The organism is Proteus vulgaris, assembly GCF_016239305.1.
In the GTDB taxonomy this organism is placed as follows: domain Bacteria; phylum Pseudomonadota; class Gammaproteobacteria; order Enterobacterales; family Enterobacteriaceae; genus Proteus; species Proteus vulgaris_C.
Genome location: NZ_JAEHOQ010000010.1, coordinates 34,914 through 54,559, shown reverse-complemented (window position 1 = coordinate 54,559; position 19,646 = coordinate 34,914). Strand labels below are relative to the sequence as shown.

The following is a 19,646-nucleotide window of genomic DNA, read 5'->3' as shown; positions in this document are numbered from 1 at the left end:
CAGAGACAGGAGGCATTATGTTCACCTCATCAAAAGTGGCGATACAAGTACAAAGTGTTTACATTGAAAGTCAATCATCTCCTGAAGATGAACGCTATGTGTTCGCTTATACGGTATCAATTCATAATTTGAATAAATGTGCAATTCGCCTCCTGCGCCGTTACTGGTTAATTACCAATGCACAAGGTAATACGACAGAAGTTCGAGGTGAAGGTGTTGTCGGTGAGCAACCACTGATTGAACCCGGTACGCATTACAGCTATACCAGTGGTGCCGTTCTTGAAACACCGATGGGAACAATGGAAGGCCATTATGAAATGATTGATACTGACGGTCGATTATTTCAAATAGAGATCCCTGTTTTCCGCCTTGCACTTCCAACATTGATAAATTAATTATGGCAACTTATTTAATTGGTGATATTCATGGCTGTTACCATGAACTGCGCCATCTTCTTGATAAAGTGAGTTTTGATCCTACACAAGACACATTATGGTTAACGGGTGATCTTGTTGCTCGAGGGCCAAACTCACTCGAAGTACTACGTTTTGTAAAAAGCTTAGGCTCTTCTCTAAAACTTGTTTTGGGTAATCATGACCTTCATCTTTTAGGTGTATTTGCAAAAATTAGCCGTAATAAACCGAGAGATAAACTTAATGAATTACTCAATGCCCCAGATGTTGATGAGTTAATTAATTGGTTAAGACGTCAGCCAGTGCTTCAAGTCGATGAAGAAAAGAAAATTATTATGGCGCATGCAGGGATCACGCCACAGTGGGATTTAGAAACCGCAAAAATGTGTGCTCGTGAAGTCGAAGCCATTTTAAGTAGTGATAGCTACCCTTTATTTATTAATTCAATGTATGGCGATCTGCCCAATAATTGGTCACCAGAACTTACTGGTTTAGCACGATTACGCTTTAGTACCAATGCATTCACTCGAATGCGCTACTGTTTTCCTAATGGTCAATTGGATATGATTTGTAAAGACAAACCATTAGAAGCCCCTGCACCATTAAAGCCTTGGTTTGATTTACCAAGTCAACTTCCTGAAGGTTATAGCATTATTTTTGGCCATTGGGCCTCTCTTGAAGGAAAAGGCACCCCTGATAATGTATATGCTCTCGATACTGGGTGTTGTTGGGGAGGAAACCTCACTTGCTTGCGCTGGGAAGATAAACAATATTTCACTCAGGCTAGTCTATCTACACCTAAGTAATCCCCTTCATTATCTTCATTTCAAGCGCAAAAAATAAAGACTCGATTTTTTGCGCTTTACTAATTCCGCTCTACTTATTTTTACTTAATTTGTTTTTTTGATACTAAAAAGAACATTCCTTACACAAAAACGAACATCATAAAAAACAATGAAAATTAATCGTTATTAATCAATGTCTTGTTTTTTTTTGATACAAAATAAGTAGGAAAAACTACGATATTGAGAATAAAAAACCTATATATTGATTAATGTCTCATATATTATTCTTATAAAGTGAGTTTATTAAAATATAAATAATGATTACTTTTAAACAATAATTTTTTATAAATAAAATTCTTAGTTAGTATAATAAATCTTATTTTTTATTATTCTTATATTAATAAGATAGGAATAATAAGATAGGAATAATAAAAAGGGAGATATTTAATCTCCCTTTTATTTAATTCTTGTTATTTTCTTCTTTTTAATATTTCGAAGCAGTAGTTATGAGAATTGTTTTCATCAGCTTCATGATATTCCATAAAGGTAGAATCCCATTCATCAGGCTCATAATCAGGGAATGTTGTATCACCAATTACTTCAGCATCAATGTGTGTTAAATAGAGTGTATTAGCCATAGGTAAAAATTGCTCATACACTTTACCACCACCGATAACCATAATTTCATCATTATTTTCAGCAGCTTGCAAAGCCTCCTCTACAGACTTAACCCACACAACTTCACTATCTGTTCCTGGTTGGCTACTTAACACAATATTGAGGCGGTTCGGTAGAGGACGCCCAATAGATTCATAAGTCACCCGGCCCATAATAACGGGTTTATTTAGCGTATTCTTTTTAAACCATGCTAGGTCACCTGGTAATGTCCAAGGCATTGCCTTTTCCATACCAATAATGCGATCCATCGCTAATGCTGCGATTAAACTAATATTCATTTACACACCTACGGGTAAAGATGGGAAAAAAACTGCTCACACTATACGTAAAGCTAAAACCTGAGTCGATACAAATTATGCTTCCTAGATAATAAATAATTGCTTTATACTCGAAGTGTTAACTTAATCATATAAGATTCAATCATTATAATATTGTTATATACAAGGCGCTATTATGCTTGAAACTTCTTTAGTCGTTTTTACAATTGCTTTACTTGGTATGATCTCACCAGGCCCTGACTTTTTTCTCGTTGTAAAAAATGCGGCTCGTTATCAACGCTCTGCTGCAATGATGACCGCAATGGGGATTGTGGCTGCATTGCTTGTACATATGTCGTATTGTGTTGCCGGTATTGCTGTACTTATCACTACGACACCTTGGCTTTTTTCCATTTTAAAATATGCCGGAGCCGCTTATTTACTCTGGATTGGCTTTCATAGCTTACTTTCAAAATCTAATCATACGATTGATGAAAAAACGACACAGCATTCACAAATCAGCTTTAAAAAAGCCTTTATGCAAGGTTTTCTCTGTAATTTACTTAATCCTAAAGCCACTTTGTTCTTTCTTGCCGTTTTCACTCAAGTATTAAGTGTTGATTCCAGTATCGGTGAGAAATTATGGTATGCCTTTATTATTTGGAGTTTAGCCGTGATTTACTGGCCTTTATTGGTTTTATTAATCCAAAGTGCACCTGTCAGAAAGGTACTTAATAAAATCCAAAAATGGATTGATAAAGTACTCGGAGTTGTACTAATTGGTTTAGGTATTAAAGTGGCATTAAGTTAATAACACACTTGAAGTAAAGCACCTATCAAGGTGCTTTATTTTTCACTATTCTCGTCAAATTCATTAAAAACATCTAAAATTTGCCCAATTCTAATTAAATATTGATCTTTATTTATTCCCATAAACAAATCACCTTTAATGTTATTTAAATGCAATTCAATAAAATCATTAATATTTTCTTTATTATCAATTAGATAGTTAATGGCTTTATTACACTCATCATTACACTCATCTTTTCTTGGATAATTCAATATATATTGTTGTATTGTATCATTCAAAGCTTTTACATAATTCTCAGCAGTTCCATAATGATTAAAATAATTCTCTACATCAATAAGTTTAAAATCAATAACCCCCTCAAGAAAAGAATTAAGATCGATATTTTTATTGATCATATTTCCTATTATATTTTTAAATGCATTTTTTAATTCATCTGACCATTGAAAGAGATAACTATCTTCCAAATGAAAGTCTATTCTTTTTATTTCTTCATTAGATTCAAAATTTGTTTTATTTTTATCGAAATAATCATTAATAATGTTGAAAAAAATTTCTTTTTTAATATTGTTAGTAGACTCTGTTATTATTAAATTAAATAAAGGCAAGCAATTTGATATACATGAAGAATTAGTTATTAATTTCAATGGATTAAATTTATACTTATCTTCTTCTAAAAAATACGCTATTTTTGTAACTAACAATAAATCGCCTTTAGTTTTAACATATTGCTCAACAAACCAATTAAATGATATTGATTTATTATTTCTATTATAATCAATAATAAAATCATACATTTGTTCTTTAGTAATAGTTATTTTATCGAGATCCTTAACTTTTTTCTCACGTATATTATCAGTTAAAAGTATAGCACTATTAAATTTTCTTGCTGTATCAATGGAGCCTATTTTCTTTTCTACATTAAAAATAGACTTTATTTTTTCAATTATTTGATAGATTATCCCTCTATTTTTAGTGGGCAAAAATAAAGAAAGATGTGTGTTCTCTATTTTATTAAGTCTATCTCTTATTGAATAAAACTCAACAGTTGTTTTATTTTCAACATATATACTAGGTGAAACATCATTATTTATTTTTGAAATCATTACTCACCTTCACTTTGAAATAATTCAATTTATAATTTAAAACAAATAAAATAAATATAAAAAAAAGTCCCTATTACTAAGGACTTTAAATATCAAAAAATAACAAATGAAATTTAGAAATTAATTTTCAGTGTTGCATTTATACCGCTTGAACTCACATCACTATTATATTGACCTTGGTAAGAAATACCGAAAGTCGTTGATTTGCTTAGTTGTGCATCAACACCTAAACCCACACCAAATAAATTATCCAGTTTGCCACCACGTAATGTTGCATCACCCGAATTAGATAAAAATAGACGTGATTCTGGACGATTATCTCCAAATAGATGGCTTGCAGAAATATCACCTTTTAATGCCATATTAATGCTGCCTGCCATAAATGGATATCCGCCACGTAAACCAATAGTACCTACTTGAATATCTTGTGAATCAGTCTTAGTGGTAAATTTCATATTACCGACATTTTCAGTGATATCATCAGTTGACACCCGTAACCAGCTAAATCCTGCATATGGCTCGATAGAATACTGATTAGTATTAAATTGAGTATAAGCACCTTCTAAGAAAATTTGAGTAATTTTTGCATCATAACTTGTAGAGTTATAACCCGTATTTTGTCCTACCCAAAGTGTTCTTTTGGCATCTCTATCTTGGTTAGTATGTGTAAAACCATAGTTCAATGAAGCCACATCAAATAGATTAGACACACCATAAGCACCAATATGGATATCATTGCTATCTATTTTACCGTGTTCATTTCCTTTATATTTGGTTGAACCTGCACCGAAGAAAAGGCCTGCCTTGGTATTTTCGGTCACATCTATTTCAGCACCTAATAAACCGACATAGAAATCAACATCCATATTACTATGACCATAATCGGTATTGCCCCATTGACCAATACCCGTCATCCAAATACGTGCATTGCTATTATCCAATTTAGCATAACGGCCTTGCCCTATACCCATTGCTTGATCTTTCACAGTACGTGTTAAACCTAATACATTCACTACACTTGCGCTGTTAGCATTAAGGTACATATCACTGCCTAAAGATCCATAAGTCTTATTCAGATCTCTTTCATTCATTGGTAATACAGCATTGAATAAATTGCCACGACCAGTGCTATCTAAAGTATTAGCAATAGAACGACCATTTTCATTATTCGCAAATGTGGCTAAAGAGGTATTTTCTTTCTTACTTAATGTACCTGTAATCGTGTTATCTTTTATAGAAACATTTTTATCAAATAATGCATAATCACTATCTGAATTGTTATTCGCTAACATTTTAGTTTTAGTACGATTATCAACTAAATTATCTGCATTAACGGTACCTGTTGCAGCAGTGTTATTTAGGTAGATATCTTTTAATTGGCCTTCACTATCAGCACCAATATCTAAACTTGCTCCTTTATTTAAGGCCATATCTCCGACATTAACATCATGCCCAACAGTCACTAAGTACGTGCCTTTATCGTTGATATTAATATTGGCTTTGTGGCTTTCGTTTGATGCTAATTGGCCTTGTTGAGTGAACGTGTCGTTATAGCGATCGATAACACCTAATTTGCCACCATTAACATTAACTACTTCTGTACCAAACGATTCAGTAAAGCCATATAAAGTACCTTGCTCGACGGTTGTACCACCACGATAAGTATTATCGCCAGTCATCACTAATGTGCCTTCACCTTGCTTCACTAAAGCACCATCATATAAACCAGCGTCAATTTTAGCTTGAATAGCATCAGCTCGTTTTTGGTAATATTCTTTACGCCATTTTTCAGCGTCTTCTTTGCTAACGATATGAGAAGTTGGATCTGGGTTACCATCGTTGATAACAAAATCAGTACCTAGATTGTAATCGCCACCAGCAGCAATGCCTTTATCGGTATATTCCTTCAACCATGCGAGATCTTCTTGTTCACGTAAATCTAACGCAGTTTGTGAAATATCATTTGTCCAAACATCAAGAGGGGTCATGCTTAGGTTATATTCAAATTTACCTAAGAATTGACCTGGACCGTACATCCCTTTATCTAAATCAGGAGTCCCCCAACCATAACGCACGTCAGGCGTTCCTTCTGTCGCAGTCCAGCTATCATATAAAGAGCCATCTGGATTATGGTGATTAGCCGTTGTAAACATCACGTCGCGTATTTGCATCGCATTCATTGACTCGTAACGTGACATCAATACACCCATGGCACCAGTAACGTGAGGAGCAGCCATTGATGTACCACTAAAGGTATCCCAACCTGCATTTCCCTCTTCATCAACAACTGACGAATAAATGTAACGACCTGGTGCAACCACCGTCCACCATTTCGCATTACCCGCTTCATTGAAGATTTTTTCTAATTCATAACCCGACTTGTCCGCATTCTGTTTCAGACCCGCAACGGCTATCCAATGTTTTTCTGCTTCAGGATTAAAGTAAGGATAAAGAGGGCGATAATAAGGCTGAGCAAAATCACGGTTACCGGTTGTAAATACTTGTACAACGTTAGTGCCTTTTACTGCGTCATAAGCCGCATCAACAAAGGAAGGTTTATCGCCATAGACTTTTTTAAAGTAGAAATATTCATATTCAGTTTGCGCAGTCGTATCTACTGGCATATGAACGGTTGTATTACCACCATCTGGGCCTAACGTTTTATCTTGATTAATAATACGAGGGTTGGTTCCCCAACTATTATTAATTACCTGAGCCCCTGCATCGACCATGGCTTTCCAGCCAGTATAGAAATAGGTGTAATCTTGATAAGGCCCGTAGTTATTGCTGTCTGTTGCACCTGTATTTCCTAAATAAACATCGGCTCCCCACGCTACCCCATGCATACCATTACCATCACGGCTTGCGCCTACGGTACCTGTAACGTGTGTTCCGTGTGTATCATTCACTCCCTTGATCCAACCTCCATCAACATCAAAGGCTTGACCTTTTTCATAATGCCCCCCCATTTCCTGAGGGTAACGCATACCTGTTGAACCATATTGACCTTTGGCTTTCACTGCATGAAAACGTGCATCATTTAATTCCGGATGTGATAACAATGCACCAGAGTCCATTACACCGATTTTGGCACCTTGTCCATGGAAACCAAGCGCATAAGCACTAGAGGCATTCATTGCTGCCAAGCCCCAGTCTTTTTGATATTCTTGGCTTTCCCAACTTTTTGTATCACCTAATTGTCCAGCTTCTGAATATGCAACAGAATATCCAGAAAAAAGTAACGCGGATGCAACAAGGGAGAGTTGGAATATACTTTTATTTATTCTATTTTTTTTATTCATTTTGTGATGATGACTTAAAGCTATTTCTTTGTTCATTCTGTACCTTCAGTTATATTTAAATTAATAACATTTATTAAGGATCAAAAATAAAAGACGCAAAGATTCTCTTGTTTCTAGAGAAATAATTACTTGAAGGGCATCTCAAAAACATGATTTTATGCCAGAAAAATAGATAGATTGACTATGCAATCACAAATTAACAGATAGATTAAACAGATTTAGATCGCAATACATTATATTAAAAAAAGTTAAAACTAACTTTACTCAACATTGCTTCTATTAATATCAATATTTAAATCAATTTAATAAAGAGAATATAGATAAAAAAACAATCACACTAAATTAATTAACAAATAAAACATAAGAATATTATTCTCTATTTAACTTTAGTCGAAAAAATATAATCTGCATTATTTAATTATAAAAAAAACAGTATTTTTATTTTAAAAATACTGTTTTTATTTTAATTAATTTAGCGCTATCACTAAGCTATTATTCTACAGGCGTGATTTCCATTTGCCCTACCATTCCTTTATCTGCATTTTCTAGTAATTGGCTGTAATACAAGAAAGGAAAGTGGGAATAAGAAGGCTGTTTTAGTTCCACTAACAACTCACTCTGGCTTTCGATCCAAACCGTATCTTTCCAACCAAAATCCGCTGGTGAAGGTTTTTGCCCATTATGATTAATGACTTTAAAACGAGCGCCTTCAATATGGAATGATTGAGGTGTTGGTACCGTGACAAGCCAACGTTCCCAGCCATTTTGTTTACCTACCAAATCAATTCTTGAAAGCTCCCAACGAGCATTATTGATACCAGGGGGACTGTTATGAAGTTGAATTGTTCTAGGTTGAATTGAGGTCGTAATTTGAGTGTCATCCAGTGCTAATTGCTGAGGCGCTTTATCAGTAACTAATGACATTAATCCTGTCGGTTTAATCGTTAATATATTGGCATTGCGTAATAAGTCGGAAGGTTCAAAAATACCACGAAGTTTGTCCATAAATCCGGCACTTTGCCCTGCTGTAATGATAACTTCGCCCCCTTCAGACATATCGACGAGTATTTCACGTCGTTCGCCTGGTGCCATTGGCACAGTTTTCAATTCAACTGGAGAAGTTAATAAACCTTGATCCGAGGCGATAAGGTAAAGTGATCTACCATCATTTGCAGTTAATTCATAACGGCGAGCATTAGATGCGTTAACTAAACGTAAACGGATCCAACCTCTAGAAACTTCGATATAAGGATCTTCACGCCCATTTACGAGCAACGTATCACCATAAAAACCGTCACTTGCAGTTTCTTTGTCATATTGCGGTGTGCCAAAATTATCGATTCGTTTATCTTGAATTATCAGTGGAAAATCATTCACACCATAATCTTTAGGTAAAGGCAGGGAGCGACTCTCTTCATCTTCCACAATCCACATTCCCACTAGCCCATTATAAACGTGTGGCGCCATTTTAAAGGGAGTATTGGCGTGATACCAACACGTTGCTGCTTTTTGACGAATGGGTAATACCGGCGACCAATAAGCACCTGGCGACATTAATCTCGCGGCCCCCCCGACTTGTGTACCCGGAACTAATAAACCACTTACCGTCATGGATACAGATTCACTAAGACGGTTACTATAAATAAGTTTTATATCATCGCCACTTTTAACTTTAATTGTTGGTCCTGGAGTTGAGCCATTGATGCCCCAAACCTGCGCTTTTTGCGTACCATTAAACGCCCAATGCACGTTTTGCAACGTCAAAAAGAGAGGCTGACCATGGCGAGATTCGAGCAATGGCGGTATTGGTAATTGTTTATCATTGACTGATTCAGCACGAACAGAAGAAGATATTGAGCCCAGACATACCGCTAAGCCTGAAGCCTGAATAAACTGGCGACGACTAAATGACATACTTTCTCCGCAACAAAATACAAATATTCCTACCGCATGATCAAAAACATTGGACAGGAAAAAAGCTGCTGTGATTTAAAGACAAAAGGACTTAAATGAAATTACGGGAGCATAATAGCGCGGATATGACATAAATCCTAAAAATAGTTGATAACTATACTTTAAATAATTCGAGATGTAGCTAGGCGACAAGTGAGATAGATACAAACATATACTCTAAATAAGTCAAGATGCAACTAGGCGACAAGTGAATAAGTCGCTAGGAGCATAAATAAGTATGTGACTAGCACGAATGAACCTCTAGCCAACAACGCTGCAACTTGAAGTATGACGAATATAAGCCTGAAAATCAGGCTTATATTCGTCATTATCTAGATAATGTGTAAACGTTAGTTTAATTTGCCAGCAAAATCACGCTTATTCATTTCTTCAACTTCTTTATCTAGCTCTTCGATTTTCGCTTTCATAATTTGGCGACAATCTTCGGCTAATTCCCGAACTTGGTCTTTGGTGTATTTTGAAACATCAATCGGAGGCAACATTTCAACAATCACGTAGCCATTATTCCAGCGATTGAGTTTAATTTTACCTTGGGTTGTCGACACACAAACCGGAATAATAGGTACTCCAGCTTGAATAGCTGCATGAAACGCCCCTGTCTTAAACGGTAATAGTCCACGACCACGGCTACGCGTTCCTTCAGGGAACATCCATACTGAAATTTTCTTCGATTTAATTTGATCGGCAACTTGTGAAATTGTGCCATGAGCTTTAGAGCGATTTGCTCTATCAATCAAAATATTACCCGTGATCCAATATAATTGGCCAAAAAAAGGAATAAAAATTAAGCTTTTTTTGCCCACAGTTACCGTATTAGGTTGTACCGCATTCGACATTGTTACCATATCAAAATTATTTTGATGGTTTCCAATATAAATACTTGGGCCATAACTTTTTGCATCTTTTGGAAAACGTTCAACAAGCTTAATCCCAAAAACATGAGATAACTTGCCAAATGCTCGTCCGTAAGTCATTACATGTTTCGGATTTCTTGGCGAAAACATGCAATAAATGATCCCAAAAGTCACCACTAATATGGTGTAAAGAATAACAATGATGCCTCGAATAATGGCTAACATAAGTTTTAGCGTCCTAAGTCCTAAAAAAAGTGGGTCAACCGACCCACTCAATATTATTAAGTATTAAATTTAATTTGACTCAATATCAATATGATCGATAGTTTGAGCACCACGAGGTAAAGACGTGCCTCGGCGTCCTCGTTTTGCTTTAAAGCCAGCAAGTTCAGCCATCGACATAGTTAGTTTACGTTTACCAAAATGCAGTGTTACTGAGGCATTTTCAGGTAATACACGTAACCAAGCGACTTTATCTTCACCACTTGCAGCTTGCGATGCCGGAATAGAAACCATTTGATTTCCTTTTCCTTTTACCATTGTTGGTAATTCTGCCGCTTCAAAAATCAGCATTCTACCGCCTTTAGTAATGATCATAATGAGATCAGTGAGCTCATTATTCAAACGTTGTGGCGGTAAAGGTAATGCATTTTCAGGTAATGTTAGTAATGATTTTCCTGCTTTATTTTTAGAAGTTAAATCATCAACTTGACAGATGAAACCATAACCTGCATCAGATGCCATTAAGATCTTATCGGTACTTTCGCCCATAACAACATGGCGTAACTGCGCACCTTTCTGAACTTTTAATCGTTCAGTCAGTGCATCGCCTTTACTACGACCAGAAGGCAAGGCATCAACATCAACGCTATAGCTTTGACCTGTGGTATCTATTAAGTGTACAGGCTGATTACTCATTCCTTCAATAGCAGCGAAATAATCATCACCTGCTTTAAAACCAACAGATTGAGCATCGATATTATGGCCTTTCTGGCAACGAATGAGCCCTTTTTCCGACATAATGACCGTAACAGTCTCAGGATGTAGATGTTTTAACGGAATAGGTTCATCACCTGCATTACCACTAAAATAACTAATTTCTTCGGCTTTAAGCACTTCATGCTGCCCATCGACAGTAAAAATTAATGCTTCATTTTTAGGAGCAAACAGCATTTGTTCAATGACATCACCTTGCTCTTTGCCTAACGCAACTAAGCGAGTTCCACGCCCTCTTTTGTTCATTTCATTCAGTTGTTCTGCTGAAATGGCTAAAATACGTGTTTTATCCGTGATGATAATAAACCAATATTGATCATTCTTTTTCTGGGGATCAACTAAGAAAGGCTCAAGTAATTCAGTTTCTTCTGAAACTGTCAGTAGCCCTTTACCCGTCTTATTTTTTGTTTCCATCTCATCATAAGAGAGAACAGAACCATAACCTTCTTTTGTTGCCAGTAAATATTCTTGCCCTGCACTGCCAGCTAACATGTATTTCACACTAGCCTCTGGTGGGAAAGTTAATTTTCCTGTTAATGGCTCACCCTGACTTCGCCCAGAAGGCATATCATTCGGGCTTAAAGTGTAGCTTCTTCCTGTAGAATCAAGGAACAGAACAGGCTGATTACTCATGCCACGAACTGCACTGTGATAACTATCTCCGGCACGATAACTCATACCACTAGGATCAATATCATGTCCTTTTGCATTACGTACCCAGCCCATTTCAGACAGTACGATGGTCACAGGCTCTGATGGCAACATATCTTGTTCATTAACCACTTTCGCCTCTTCTTGAGGGCGAATAGGAGAACGTCTGTCGTCACCAAATTCTTTCGCGTCGGCTTCAATTTCTTTTTTTAGTAACGTATTTAAGCGACGTGGTGAACTTAATAATTTTTCAATACTGTCACGTTCTTTTTCAAGCTCATCACTTTCACTTTTAAGTTTTATCTCTTCAAGCTTAGCTAATTGACGTAACCGTAACTCTAAAATAGCTTCAGCTTGAATGTCAGATAACTCAAAGCGACGCATTAATTCTGCTTTTGGCTCATCTTCATGACGAATAATCTCAATCACTTCATCAATATTAAGATAAGCAATTAATAAACCTTTGAGAATTTCTAAGCGACGTAATACTTTTTCTAAGCGATGATTGAGACGATTTGTGACTGTTTGGCGACGATATACCAACCATTCATTTAAAATCGTCAGTAATCCTTTTACTGCAGGACGGTTATCTAACCCAATCATATTCAGGTTAACGCGATAACTTTTCTCCAAATCGGTATTCACAAACAAGTAGTACATCACTTGTTCTAGATCGACGCGATTACTACGAGGAACAATCACAAGTCTAGTTGGATTTTCGTGATTAGACTCATCACGTAAATCTTCAACTAAAGGCAGTTTTTTGGCTCGCATCAAGGCTGCGATTTGCTCAAGTACCTTAGCTCCAGAAACTTGATGAGGTAACGCTGTAATAACTGCACAGCCCTCTTCTTTTTGCCAAACAGCTCGCATTCTAACCGATCCACGACCCGTTTTATAAATTTTCTTAATATCGTCTTGAGCCGTAATAATTTCAGCTTCAGTCGGATAATCAGGGCCTTGAACATATTGCATTACGTCAGATAATCCTGCTTCAGGATTATCTAAAAGCATCACTAAGGCTTGCCCAACCTCACGCGCATTATGCGGTGGAATATCTGTCGCCATCCCAACAGCAATACCTGTCCCGCCATTAAGAACGATATTGGGTAAGCGTGCAGGCAACATTTTCGGCTCTTGCATCGTACCGTCAAAATTAGGTATCCAATCAACTGTACCGTGTCCTAATTCACTTAATAAAGTTTGTGAATATTTAGAAAGGCGTGATTCGGTATAACGCATCGCGGCGAAAGATTTTGGATCATCCGGTGCCCCCCAGTTACCTTGTCCGTCGATTAACGGATAACGATAAGAGAAAGGCTGAGCCATCAGTACCATTGCTTCATAACATGCACTATCACCATGTGGATGATATTTACCTAGCACGTCACCAACAGTACGAGCTGATTTTTTAAATTTGGCGTTATTGCTTAAACCTAGCTCTGACATCGCATAAACGATACGACGTTGCACGGGTTTTAGCCCATCTCCAATAAAAGGTAATGCACGATCCATAATGACGTACATGGAATAGTTGAGATAGGCATTCTCTGTAAATAAGTGGAGCGGTTGACGCTCTACACCATCATGAGTCAATTCACTCATTCGATATTTTCCTCAGACTCTTATGGTATCCATTACACTTCGATGTCAACTTCATCGCCTTTATCTTGTAACCAATTTCGGCGATCTTCAGAGCGTTTTTTCGCTAACAACATATCCATCATGCCTAGGGTTTCTTGGTAATTTTCATCATCAATCACCAATTGCACTAAACGACGCGTATTAGGATCAAGCGTTGTTTCACGCAATTGAAGTGGGTTCATCTCACCCAGCCCTTTAAAGCGCTGTACGTTAGGTTTTCCTTTTTTACGGCTCAGACGTTGTAAAATGGCATTTTTTTCCGATTCATCAAGGGCATAATGAACTTCTTTACCTAAATCAATGCGGTAAAGTGGTGGCATTGCCATATAAACATGCCCTTGCTTAACAAGTGCTGGAAAGTGGCGTACAAATAACGCACATAATAAAGTGGCAATATGCAAGCCATCAGAGTCCGCATCCGCAAGAATACAAACTTTACCGTAACGTAATTGGCTTAAATCATCACTATCAGGATCCATTCCAATTGCCACAGAGATATCATGTACCTCTTGTGATGCAAGCACTTCGTCAGAAGAGACTTCCCATGTGTTTAGAATTTTACCCCGTAGTGGCATAATCGCTTGGTGCTCACGATCACGAGCTTGTTTCGCAGAGCCTCCCGCAGAGTCCCCTTCAACTAAAAACAGTTCGGTATACCGTAAGTCTTGAGATGTACAATCGGCCAATTTTCCGGGTAGTGCAGGTCCAGAAGTGAGTTTTTTTCTCACCACTTTTTTTGCTGCTCGCATACGACGCTGAGCACTACTAATGGCCATGTCAGCGAGTAATTCACCAACTTGAACATTCTGATTTAACCATAAGCTAAAGGCATTTTTTACCGCACTGGCAACAAACGCACTGGTTTGTCTTGAAGAGAGTCGCTCTTTGGTTTGCCCTGCAAATTGAGGATCTTGCATTTTGACCGATAATACATAAGCACAACGTTCCCATGTATCGTCAGCAGTTAATTTAATACCTCTTGGGAGTAAATTACGGAATTCACAGAATTCACGCATTGCATCTAACACACCTTGGCGTAAACCATTAACGTGTGTTCCCCCCTGAACAGTCGGGATTAAGTTAACATAACTTTCAGTAAGTAAATCGCCACCTTCTGGTAGCCATAACATAGACCATTCAACAGCCTCATTATCCCCTTCAAATTTTCCAGTAAAAGGCTCTTCAGGAAGGCGAATAAATTCAGCAACAGCTTCACTTAAATAATCAGTTAAACCATCAGCGTAGCACCAGTTTTCTTGTGTGTTATTCACTTTATCAACAAAAGAGACGTTAACACCGGGGCACAATACGGCTTTGGCTTTTAATACGTGAGATAAGCTTTTAGAAGAAAAGCGAGGAACATCAAAATAAGAGCCATCAGGCCAAAAATGTACACTTGTTCCTGTATCTCGCTTTGCACAAGTTCCAATTTCGTGCAACTCTTCGACTTTATCGCCATTTTCAAAGGCAATTTGATAAATCTTACCATCACGACGAACTGTCACTTCAATACGCTTAGAAAGTGCGTTAACAACCGAGATCCCTACACCATGTAACCCACCGGAAAATTGATAGTTTTTATTAGAAAATTTTCCTCCGGCATGGAGGTGAGCAAGGATCAACTCGATAGCAGAGACCTTAAGTTCAGGATGAATATCGACGGGCATCCCTCGCCCATTGTCGATAACTTCGATAGATTGGTCTTCATATAAAATGACATCGACCTTCGATGCGTGTCCCGCAAGCGCCTCGTCCACGCTATTATCTATCACTTCCTGTGCCAAATGGTTCGGTCTAGTCGTATCAGTGTACATGCCAGGACGGCGACGTACTGGTTCTAGACCATTAAGAACCTCAATATCCTTTGCGTTATAACTTGATTGAGTCATTGTTTTAATCTGCGGTTCGCTGTTAGAAAATACTGTTTATAATAACAGGTGTTTGCGGCAATATGATATTAATTTTCGGGTAGATACATCAACCTACGTTTTACAGGTTAATTAACCGAAAGGCTAAATTATCTTTAAAAATTGAATAATTTTTGGAAAAAAACGTTCAAAACCCACAAATGCGTGATTTCCATCCGATTCTACGGTTTGCCTACACGCGCCAAGATATGAGACAGCTTGACGATAATCAAGTATTTCATCTCCAGTTTGTTGAAGCAACCAAATAAGTTCGGGTGATGTAATTACGGGAATACGCAAAGCAAGTAACTCATCCATATGATGAGGTTCTAATCTATATCTTTGATGTGTATATGGATTTTCGTTTTCACCCAAGAAATTTTGTAAGAGATCAAAAGGGCGAATAGCGGGATTAACAATAACAGCTGGTAGATGAAAACGCTGAGATAACCAAATAGATAAATAGCCACCTAATGATGAGCCAATTAATCCAAGCTTATCATCTGCGCTCTCATTGACTAACATTTCAATTAGTTGAGCGGCTTCTTTAGGATAAGGTGGCAATTGAGGAATTAATAGTTCAATTTCAGGATACGTTGCTTCTAACCATTGTCTAAAAGCTTGGGCTTTAGCAGATTTTGGTGAGCTATTAAAGCCATGTAAATAGAGAATACGAGGCATAACTTAATAGCCTTCTGCGTCAAGATCAGGGCAGAATTCAGTGCCTGATAAACGATATACCTGTGTTTCAACTTTACCTTTTTCATCCGATGAAAGCGACATTTCTAAATAGCGCCAACCAGGAGAAACCGTATCTAATGTAAAATTCGTACAATGAGGGCGAAACTGGATACAAGTCGAAGGTGTTGCCAACATCCGAATGCCATTCCACATTTCATCCATTTCTTGATGAATATGACCACAAAGCATCATTTTTACCTGAGTATGGCCTTTTAAGCGTTCAGCCAATTCTTGAGAGTTTCTTAAACTGTGTTGATCTAACCATGTACACCCAGAAGGCATAGGATGATGATGCAACAAAACAATCGTATCTCTGTGTTTTTGACTTTCAAGGCAACGTGTTAGCCAATCTAGCTGACAATCTGATAACTCACCATGAGGAACACCTTGAATTTGGCTATCTAATAATAGCATTTGCCAACTATCACCAATCAACACTTGTTTTGCCGACAAAATACCTGCCTGATTTAAAGCATCAATCATCGCAGGTTGATAGTCATGATTACCCGGCAACCAAACACAAGGTGGTGTTAGCGTCGCAATGCCATCAGCAAAATGCTGATAAGCTTCAAAGGTTTGATCTTGAACTAAATCACCTGTCGCAACAATCAAGTCCACCTCAAGACCCTGCTCTCTAATCGCATTTAATACCGCATGGTAGCTACGATAGGTATTAATACCCAGCAGAGTATCTTCCACATTAGCGAAGAGGTGGGTGTCTGTGATTTGTAATATTCTTACGGTGTTTTTGTGTTTCACCGATAATTCAAGCTGGCTTTCCAAAAGGTTTCCTTGTTTCACTCTCATTAGCCGTTATATTAACGTATTTTCGTAGTAAAGATCTGCCAACCAATACACATTTCAAAAGATTAGTGAGAAATATTCTCGCTTTCAATCACGTTTTTTTTACTTCATTTTACAATTTAATTCATTTGATATCGTATACTTAGAGATAGTTACTCTACTTGATAATATCGTTAAAAACACCCTTTAACCGTTTATTAATGCATTAAATTGCTGACCAACGCTCTCTTAGTGCAATATGATGAAGTTGTAACCATTGCAGCGCAATAACAGATGCTGCATTATCAATAACGCCTTCTTCAACCCAACGATAGGCTTGTTCTCGGCTCACTACATGAACACGAATATCTTCGTTCTCACACGCTAACCCATGAATACCTTTTGCCGTTGTTGCATCAACTTCGCCAACATAGACATGCATTCTTTCACTGGTGCCACCAGGACTAGAAAGATAACTAATAATTGGCTCACATCGCCCAACAATAACGCCCGCTTCTTCTTGGGCTTCCCGTCTAACAACGTCTTCTGGGCTTTCCCCTTGTTCAACCATACCGGCAATCACTTCTAGCAACCAAGGTGTCTCACTGGTTTCATACGCAGGAATACGAATTTGCTCAATTAATACCACTTCATCACGTTTAGGATCATAAGCTAGCAAAACACCGGCATTACCACGCTCAAAGACTTCACGTTTGACTTCTTCACTCCATCCGCCTTCAAAAAGGCGATGTTTAAAGCGGTACTCAGTCATACGGAAAAAACCTTTATATAAATCTCTTTGATTGAGCAATTTCACGTCTTCACGGCCGTATAAAAATGGTATATTTTCCCTTTTCTTCATACAATGTTCCTTAAGTTACATTTAAGAGTCTTTTTATTGCTTACGTTTAATACAGATTTAAAGAAATTTGCCAACAATTCATGTAAAGTTAATCTAAAATAAAAGGATATGGCACAAATGGCTACCCCTACTTAGGGAAACAATCTGCTAGAATTATCCCCAATCAAGATTAACAGAGGCAACTCAGCGAAACTGTTGCAACAAGGAATTAAAATGAAAAAACTGCTCTCTCTTTTGATCACGATGAGTTTGGCAGGATTCAGCACTGCAAGTCAGGCTGAGGATCTGCTTCAAGTTTATCAAAAAGCAAAAGACAGTAACCCTGAGTTACGCAAGTCATTAGCTGAAAGAAATCAGGCTTTTGAAAAAATAAATGAAGCTCGTGGCTCATTATTACCCCAATTAGGATTAGGCGCATCTGCTGATTATAAAAGTGGCTATCGCGATGCGAGAGACACCGAATCTAATTCTATCGGTGCAAGTTTAACACTGACTCAAAGTGTGTTTAACATGTCATTATGGCGTCAGTTAAACCTACAAGAAAAAACAGCAGGTATGAGCGATGTTACTTATCAAACAAGTCAGCAAAAACTGATTTTAGATACTGCCACCGCTTACTTTGATGTTTTACGCGCTATTGATTCATTATCATTTATTGAAGCGCAAAAAGAACAAGTTTACCGCCAGTTAGATCAAACAACTCAACGTTTTAACGTAGGTTTAGTGGCAATTACTGACGTACAAAATGCGCGTGCAAATTATGATAGCGTACTGGCACAAGAAGTGGCTGGCCGTAACCAATTAGATAACGCATTAGAAAAACTGCGCCAAGTCAGTGGTATCTATTACATTAATTTGGCGTCATTAAACATCAGTCGTTTCTCAACAACCTCACCAGATTCTATTGAGAAACTACTAAAAGATGCCGAAGAACGTAACTTAAGTTTATTGAGTGCACGTTTAGGCCAAGATTTAGCTCGCGAAAATATTCGTTTAGCACAATCTGGTCACTTACCAACTGTAGATTTAAATGCATCAACTGGCGTATCAAATAACCATAATCATGGTAGTGCATTACCATCAGCTGATGTTAGTAGTCGTAATAGTTATAGTGGCCAAAATAGCATTGGTTTGTCAGTTAAAATTCCATTATATACAGGTGGCAGAACAAACTCACAAGTTGAACAAGCACAATATGGCTTTACTAGTGCAAGCGAACAATTAGAGTCGGTTTATCGCTCTATTGTCCAAATCGCGCGTTCTTCTTATAACAATATTTCTGCATCAATCAGTAGCATCAAAGCGTATCAACAAGTCGTTGTTTCTGCGCAAAGTTCATTAGATGCAACTGAAGCTGGCTACCAAGTGGGTACTCGTACTATCGTTGATGTGTTAAATGCCACAACAACGCTTTACGATGCCAAACAGAAATTATCAAACGCACGCTATGACTATTTAATCAACCAGTTAAATATTGAATATGCACGTGGTACATTAAATGAGAATGATTTAATTCAGCTTAATAATGCACTGGGAGAAGAAGTTTCAACTTCGCCAGATAATATTATTCGCCCGTTAACAAGCCCTGCACTTAACGTCGCGCCTTAAGCATAATTAGTCATTTATAAGAAACCGCTTTCAGCGATATACTGATAAGCGGTTTTTTTATGCTTTCTCGTCAAATAAAATATTGTGTTATGGATTAAATTAAGATCTCAACAATATCTATATTCTTGTATTAACAAATGCCTTAATCACAATTAGGTTAAAAAGAGAGGATTTACCTAATTTCATTACTCTTAACCTTATAAAGATCACAAATTTCTGCTTATCCTTGATGATTAGGCATTTCTTATTTATTTTCTAGACTATTTAACCTATCCTA

General features: G+C 37.3%; 14 protein-coding genes. 4 read left to right on the top strand and 10 right to left on the bottom strand.

Features of this window, described 5'->3' with window-relative positions; all coding sequences use genetic code 11:
- The first annotated feature begins 17 nt into the window (after positions 1-17).
- Positions 18-395, top strand: a complete 378-nt coding sequence (gene apaG, locus JEP40_RS09235) for a Co2+/Mg2+ efflux protein ApaG (RefSeq protein ID WP_109409103.1) — start codon at positions 18-20, stop codon at positions 393-395.
- A 2-nt stretch (positions 396-397) separates the two neighbouring features.
- Positions 398-1,219, top strand: a complete 822-nt coding sequence (gene apaH, locus JEP40_RS09230) for a bis(5'-nucleosyl)-tetraphosphatase (symmetrical) ApaH (protein ID WP_198623322.1) — start codon at positions 398-400, stop codon at positions 1,217-1,219.
- Positions 1,220-1,668: 449 nt separating this feature from the next.
- Here the strand turns inward: apaH and folA are convergent, their stop codons facing one another.
- Positions 1,669-2,154, bottom strand: a complete 486-nt coding sequence (folA, locus tag JEP40_RS09225; protein WP_198623321.1) for a type 3 dihydrofolate reductase — start codon at positions 2,152-2,154, stop codon at positions 1,669-1,671.
- Positions 2,155-2,329: 175 nt separating this feature from the next.
- Here folA and JEP40_RS09220 point away from each other — a divergent pair, with 175 nt between their 5' ends.
- Complete coding sequence (locus JEP40_RS09220) at positions 2,330-2,944, top strand: LysE family translocator (RefSeq protein ID WP_198623320.1); 615 nt, start codon at positions 2,330-2,332, stop codon at positions 2,942-2,944.
- 35 nt (positions 2,945-2,979) lie between these two features.
- On the opposite strand, the gene JEP40_RS09215 is transcribed toward JEP40_RS09220, so the two are convergent.
- The 9 genes from JEP40_RS09215 to nudF form a co-directional block, all read right to left on the bottom strand.
- Complete coding sequence (locus tag JEP40_RS09215; protein ID WP_198623319.1) at positions 2,980-4,047, bottom strand: hypothetical protein; 1,068 nt, start codon at positions 4,045-4,047, stop codon at positions 2,980-2,982.
- Between the two features lie 113 nt (positions 4,048-4,160).
- Positions 4,161-7,385: an autotransporter Pta gene (gene pta / locus JEP40_RS09210; RefSeq protein ID WP_198623318.1), complete on the bottom strand. Its 3,225-nt coding sequence runs from the start codon at positions 7,383-7,385 to the stop codon at positions 4,161-4,163.
- 456 nt (positions 7,386-7,841) lie between these two features.
- A complete protein-coding gene (gene ftsP, locus JEP40_RS09205; protein ID WP_198623317.1) occupies positions 7,842-9,263 on the bottom strand; it encodes a cell division protein FtsP in 1,422 nt (473 codons plus the stop codon).
- Positions 9,264-9,652: 389 nt separating this feature from the next.
- A complete protein-coding gene (locus JEP40_RS09200) occupies positions 9,653-10,402 on the bottom strand; it encodes a 1-acylglycerol-3-phosphate O-acyltransferase (RefSeq protein WP_198623316.1) in 750 nt (249 codons plus the stop codon).
- A gap of 69 nt (positions 10,403-10,471) precedes the next feature.
- Positions 10,472-13,429, bottom strand: a complete 2,958-nt coding sequence (gene parC, locus JEP40_RS09195) for a DNA topoisomerase IV subunit A (protein ID WP_198623315.1) — start codon at positions 13,427-13,429, stop codon at positions 10,472-10,474.
- Positions 13,430-13,461: 32 nt separating this feature from the next.
- Positions 13,462-15,357, bottom strand: coding sequence for a DNA topoisomerase IV subunit B (gene parE / locus JEP40_RS09190; RefSeq protein ID WP_198623314.1), 1,896 nt, complete (start codon positions 15,355-15,357; stop codon positions 13,462-13,464).
- Between the two features lie 123 nt (positions 15,358-15,480).
- A complete protein-coding gene (gene yqiA / locus JEP40_RS09185) occupies positions 15,481-16,056 on the bottom strand; it encodes an esterase YqiA (protein WP_198623313.1) in 576 nt (191 codons plus the stop codon).
- A 3-nt stretch (positions 16,057-16,059) separates the two neighbouring features.
- A complete protein-coding gene (gene cpdA, locus JEP40_RS09180; RefSeq protein WP_198623312.1) occupies positions 16,060-16,899 on the bottom strand; it encodes a 3',5'-cyclic-AMP phosphodiesterase in 840 nt (279 codons plus the stop codon).
- A 226-nt stretch (positions 16,900-17,125) separates the two neighbouring features.
- Complete coding sequence (gene nudF, locus JEP40_RS09175) at positions 17,126-17,761, bottom strand: ADP-ribose diphosphatase (protein ID WP_198623311.1); 636 nt, start codon at positions 17,759-17,761, stop codon at positions 17,126-17,128.
- A 213-nt stretch (positions 17,762-17,974) separates the two neighbouring features.
- On the opposite strand from nudF, the gene tolC reads away from it, so the two are divergent.
- Positions 17,975-19,369 carry an outer membrane channel protein TolC gene (gene tolC, locus JEP40_RS09170; RefSeq protein ID WP_198623310.1) on the top strand — a complete coding sequence of 465 codons (1,395 nt, stop codon included), beginning with the start codon at positions 17,975-17,977 and terminating at the stop codon, positions 19,367-19,369.
- Positions 19,370-19,646 lie beyond the last annotated feature (277 nt).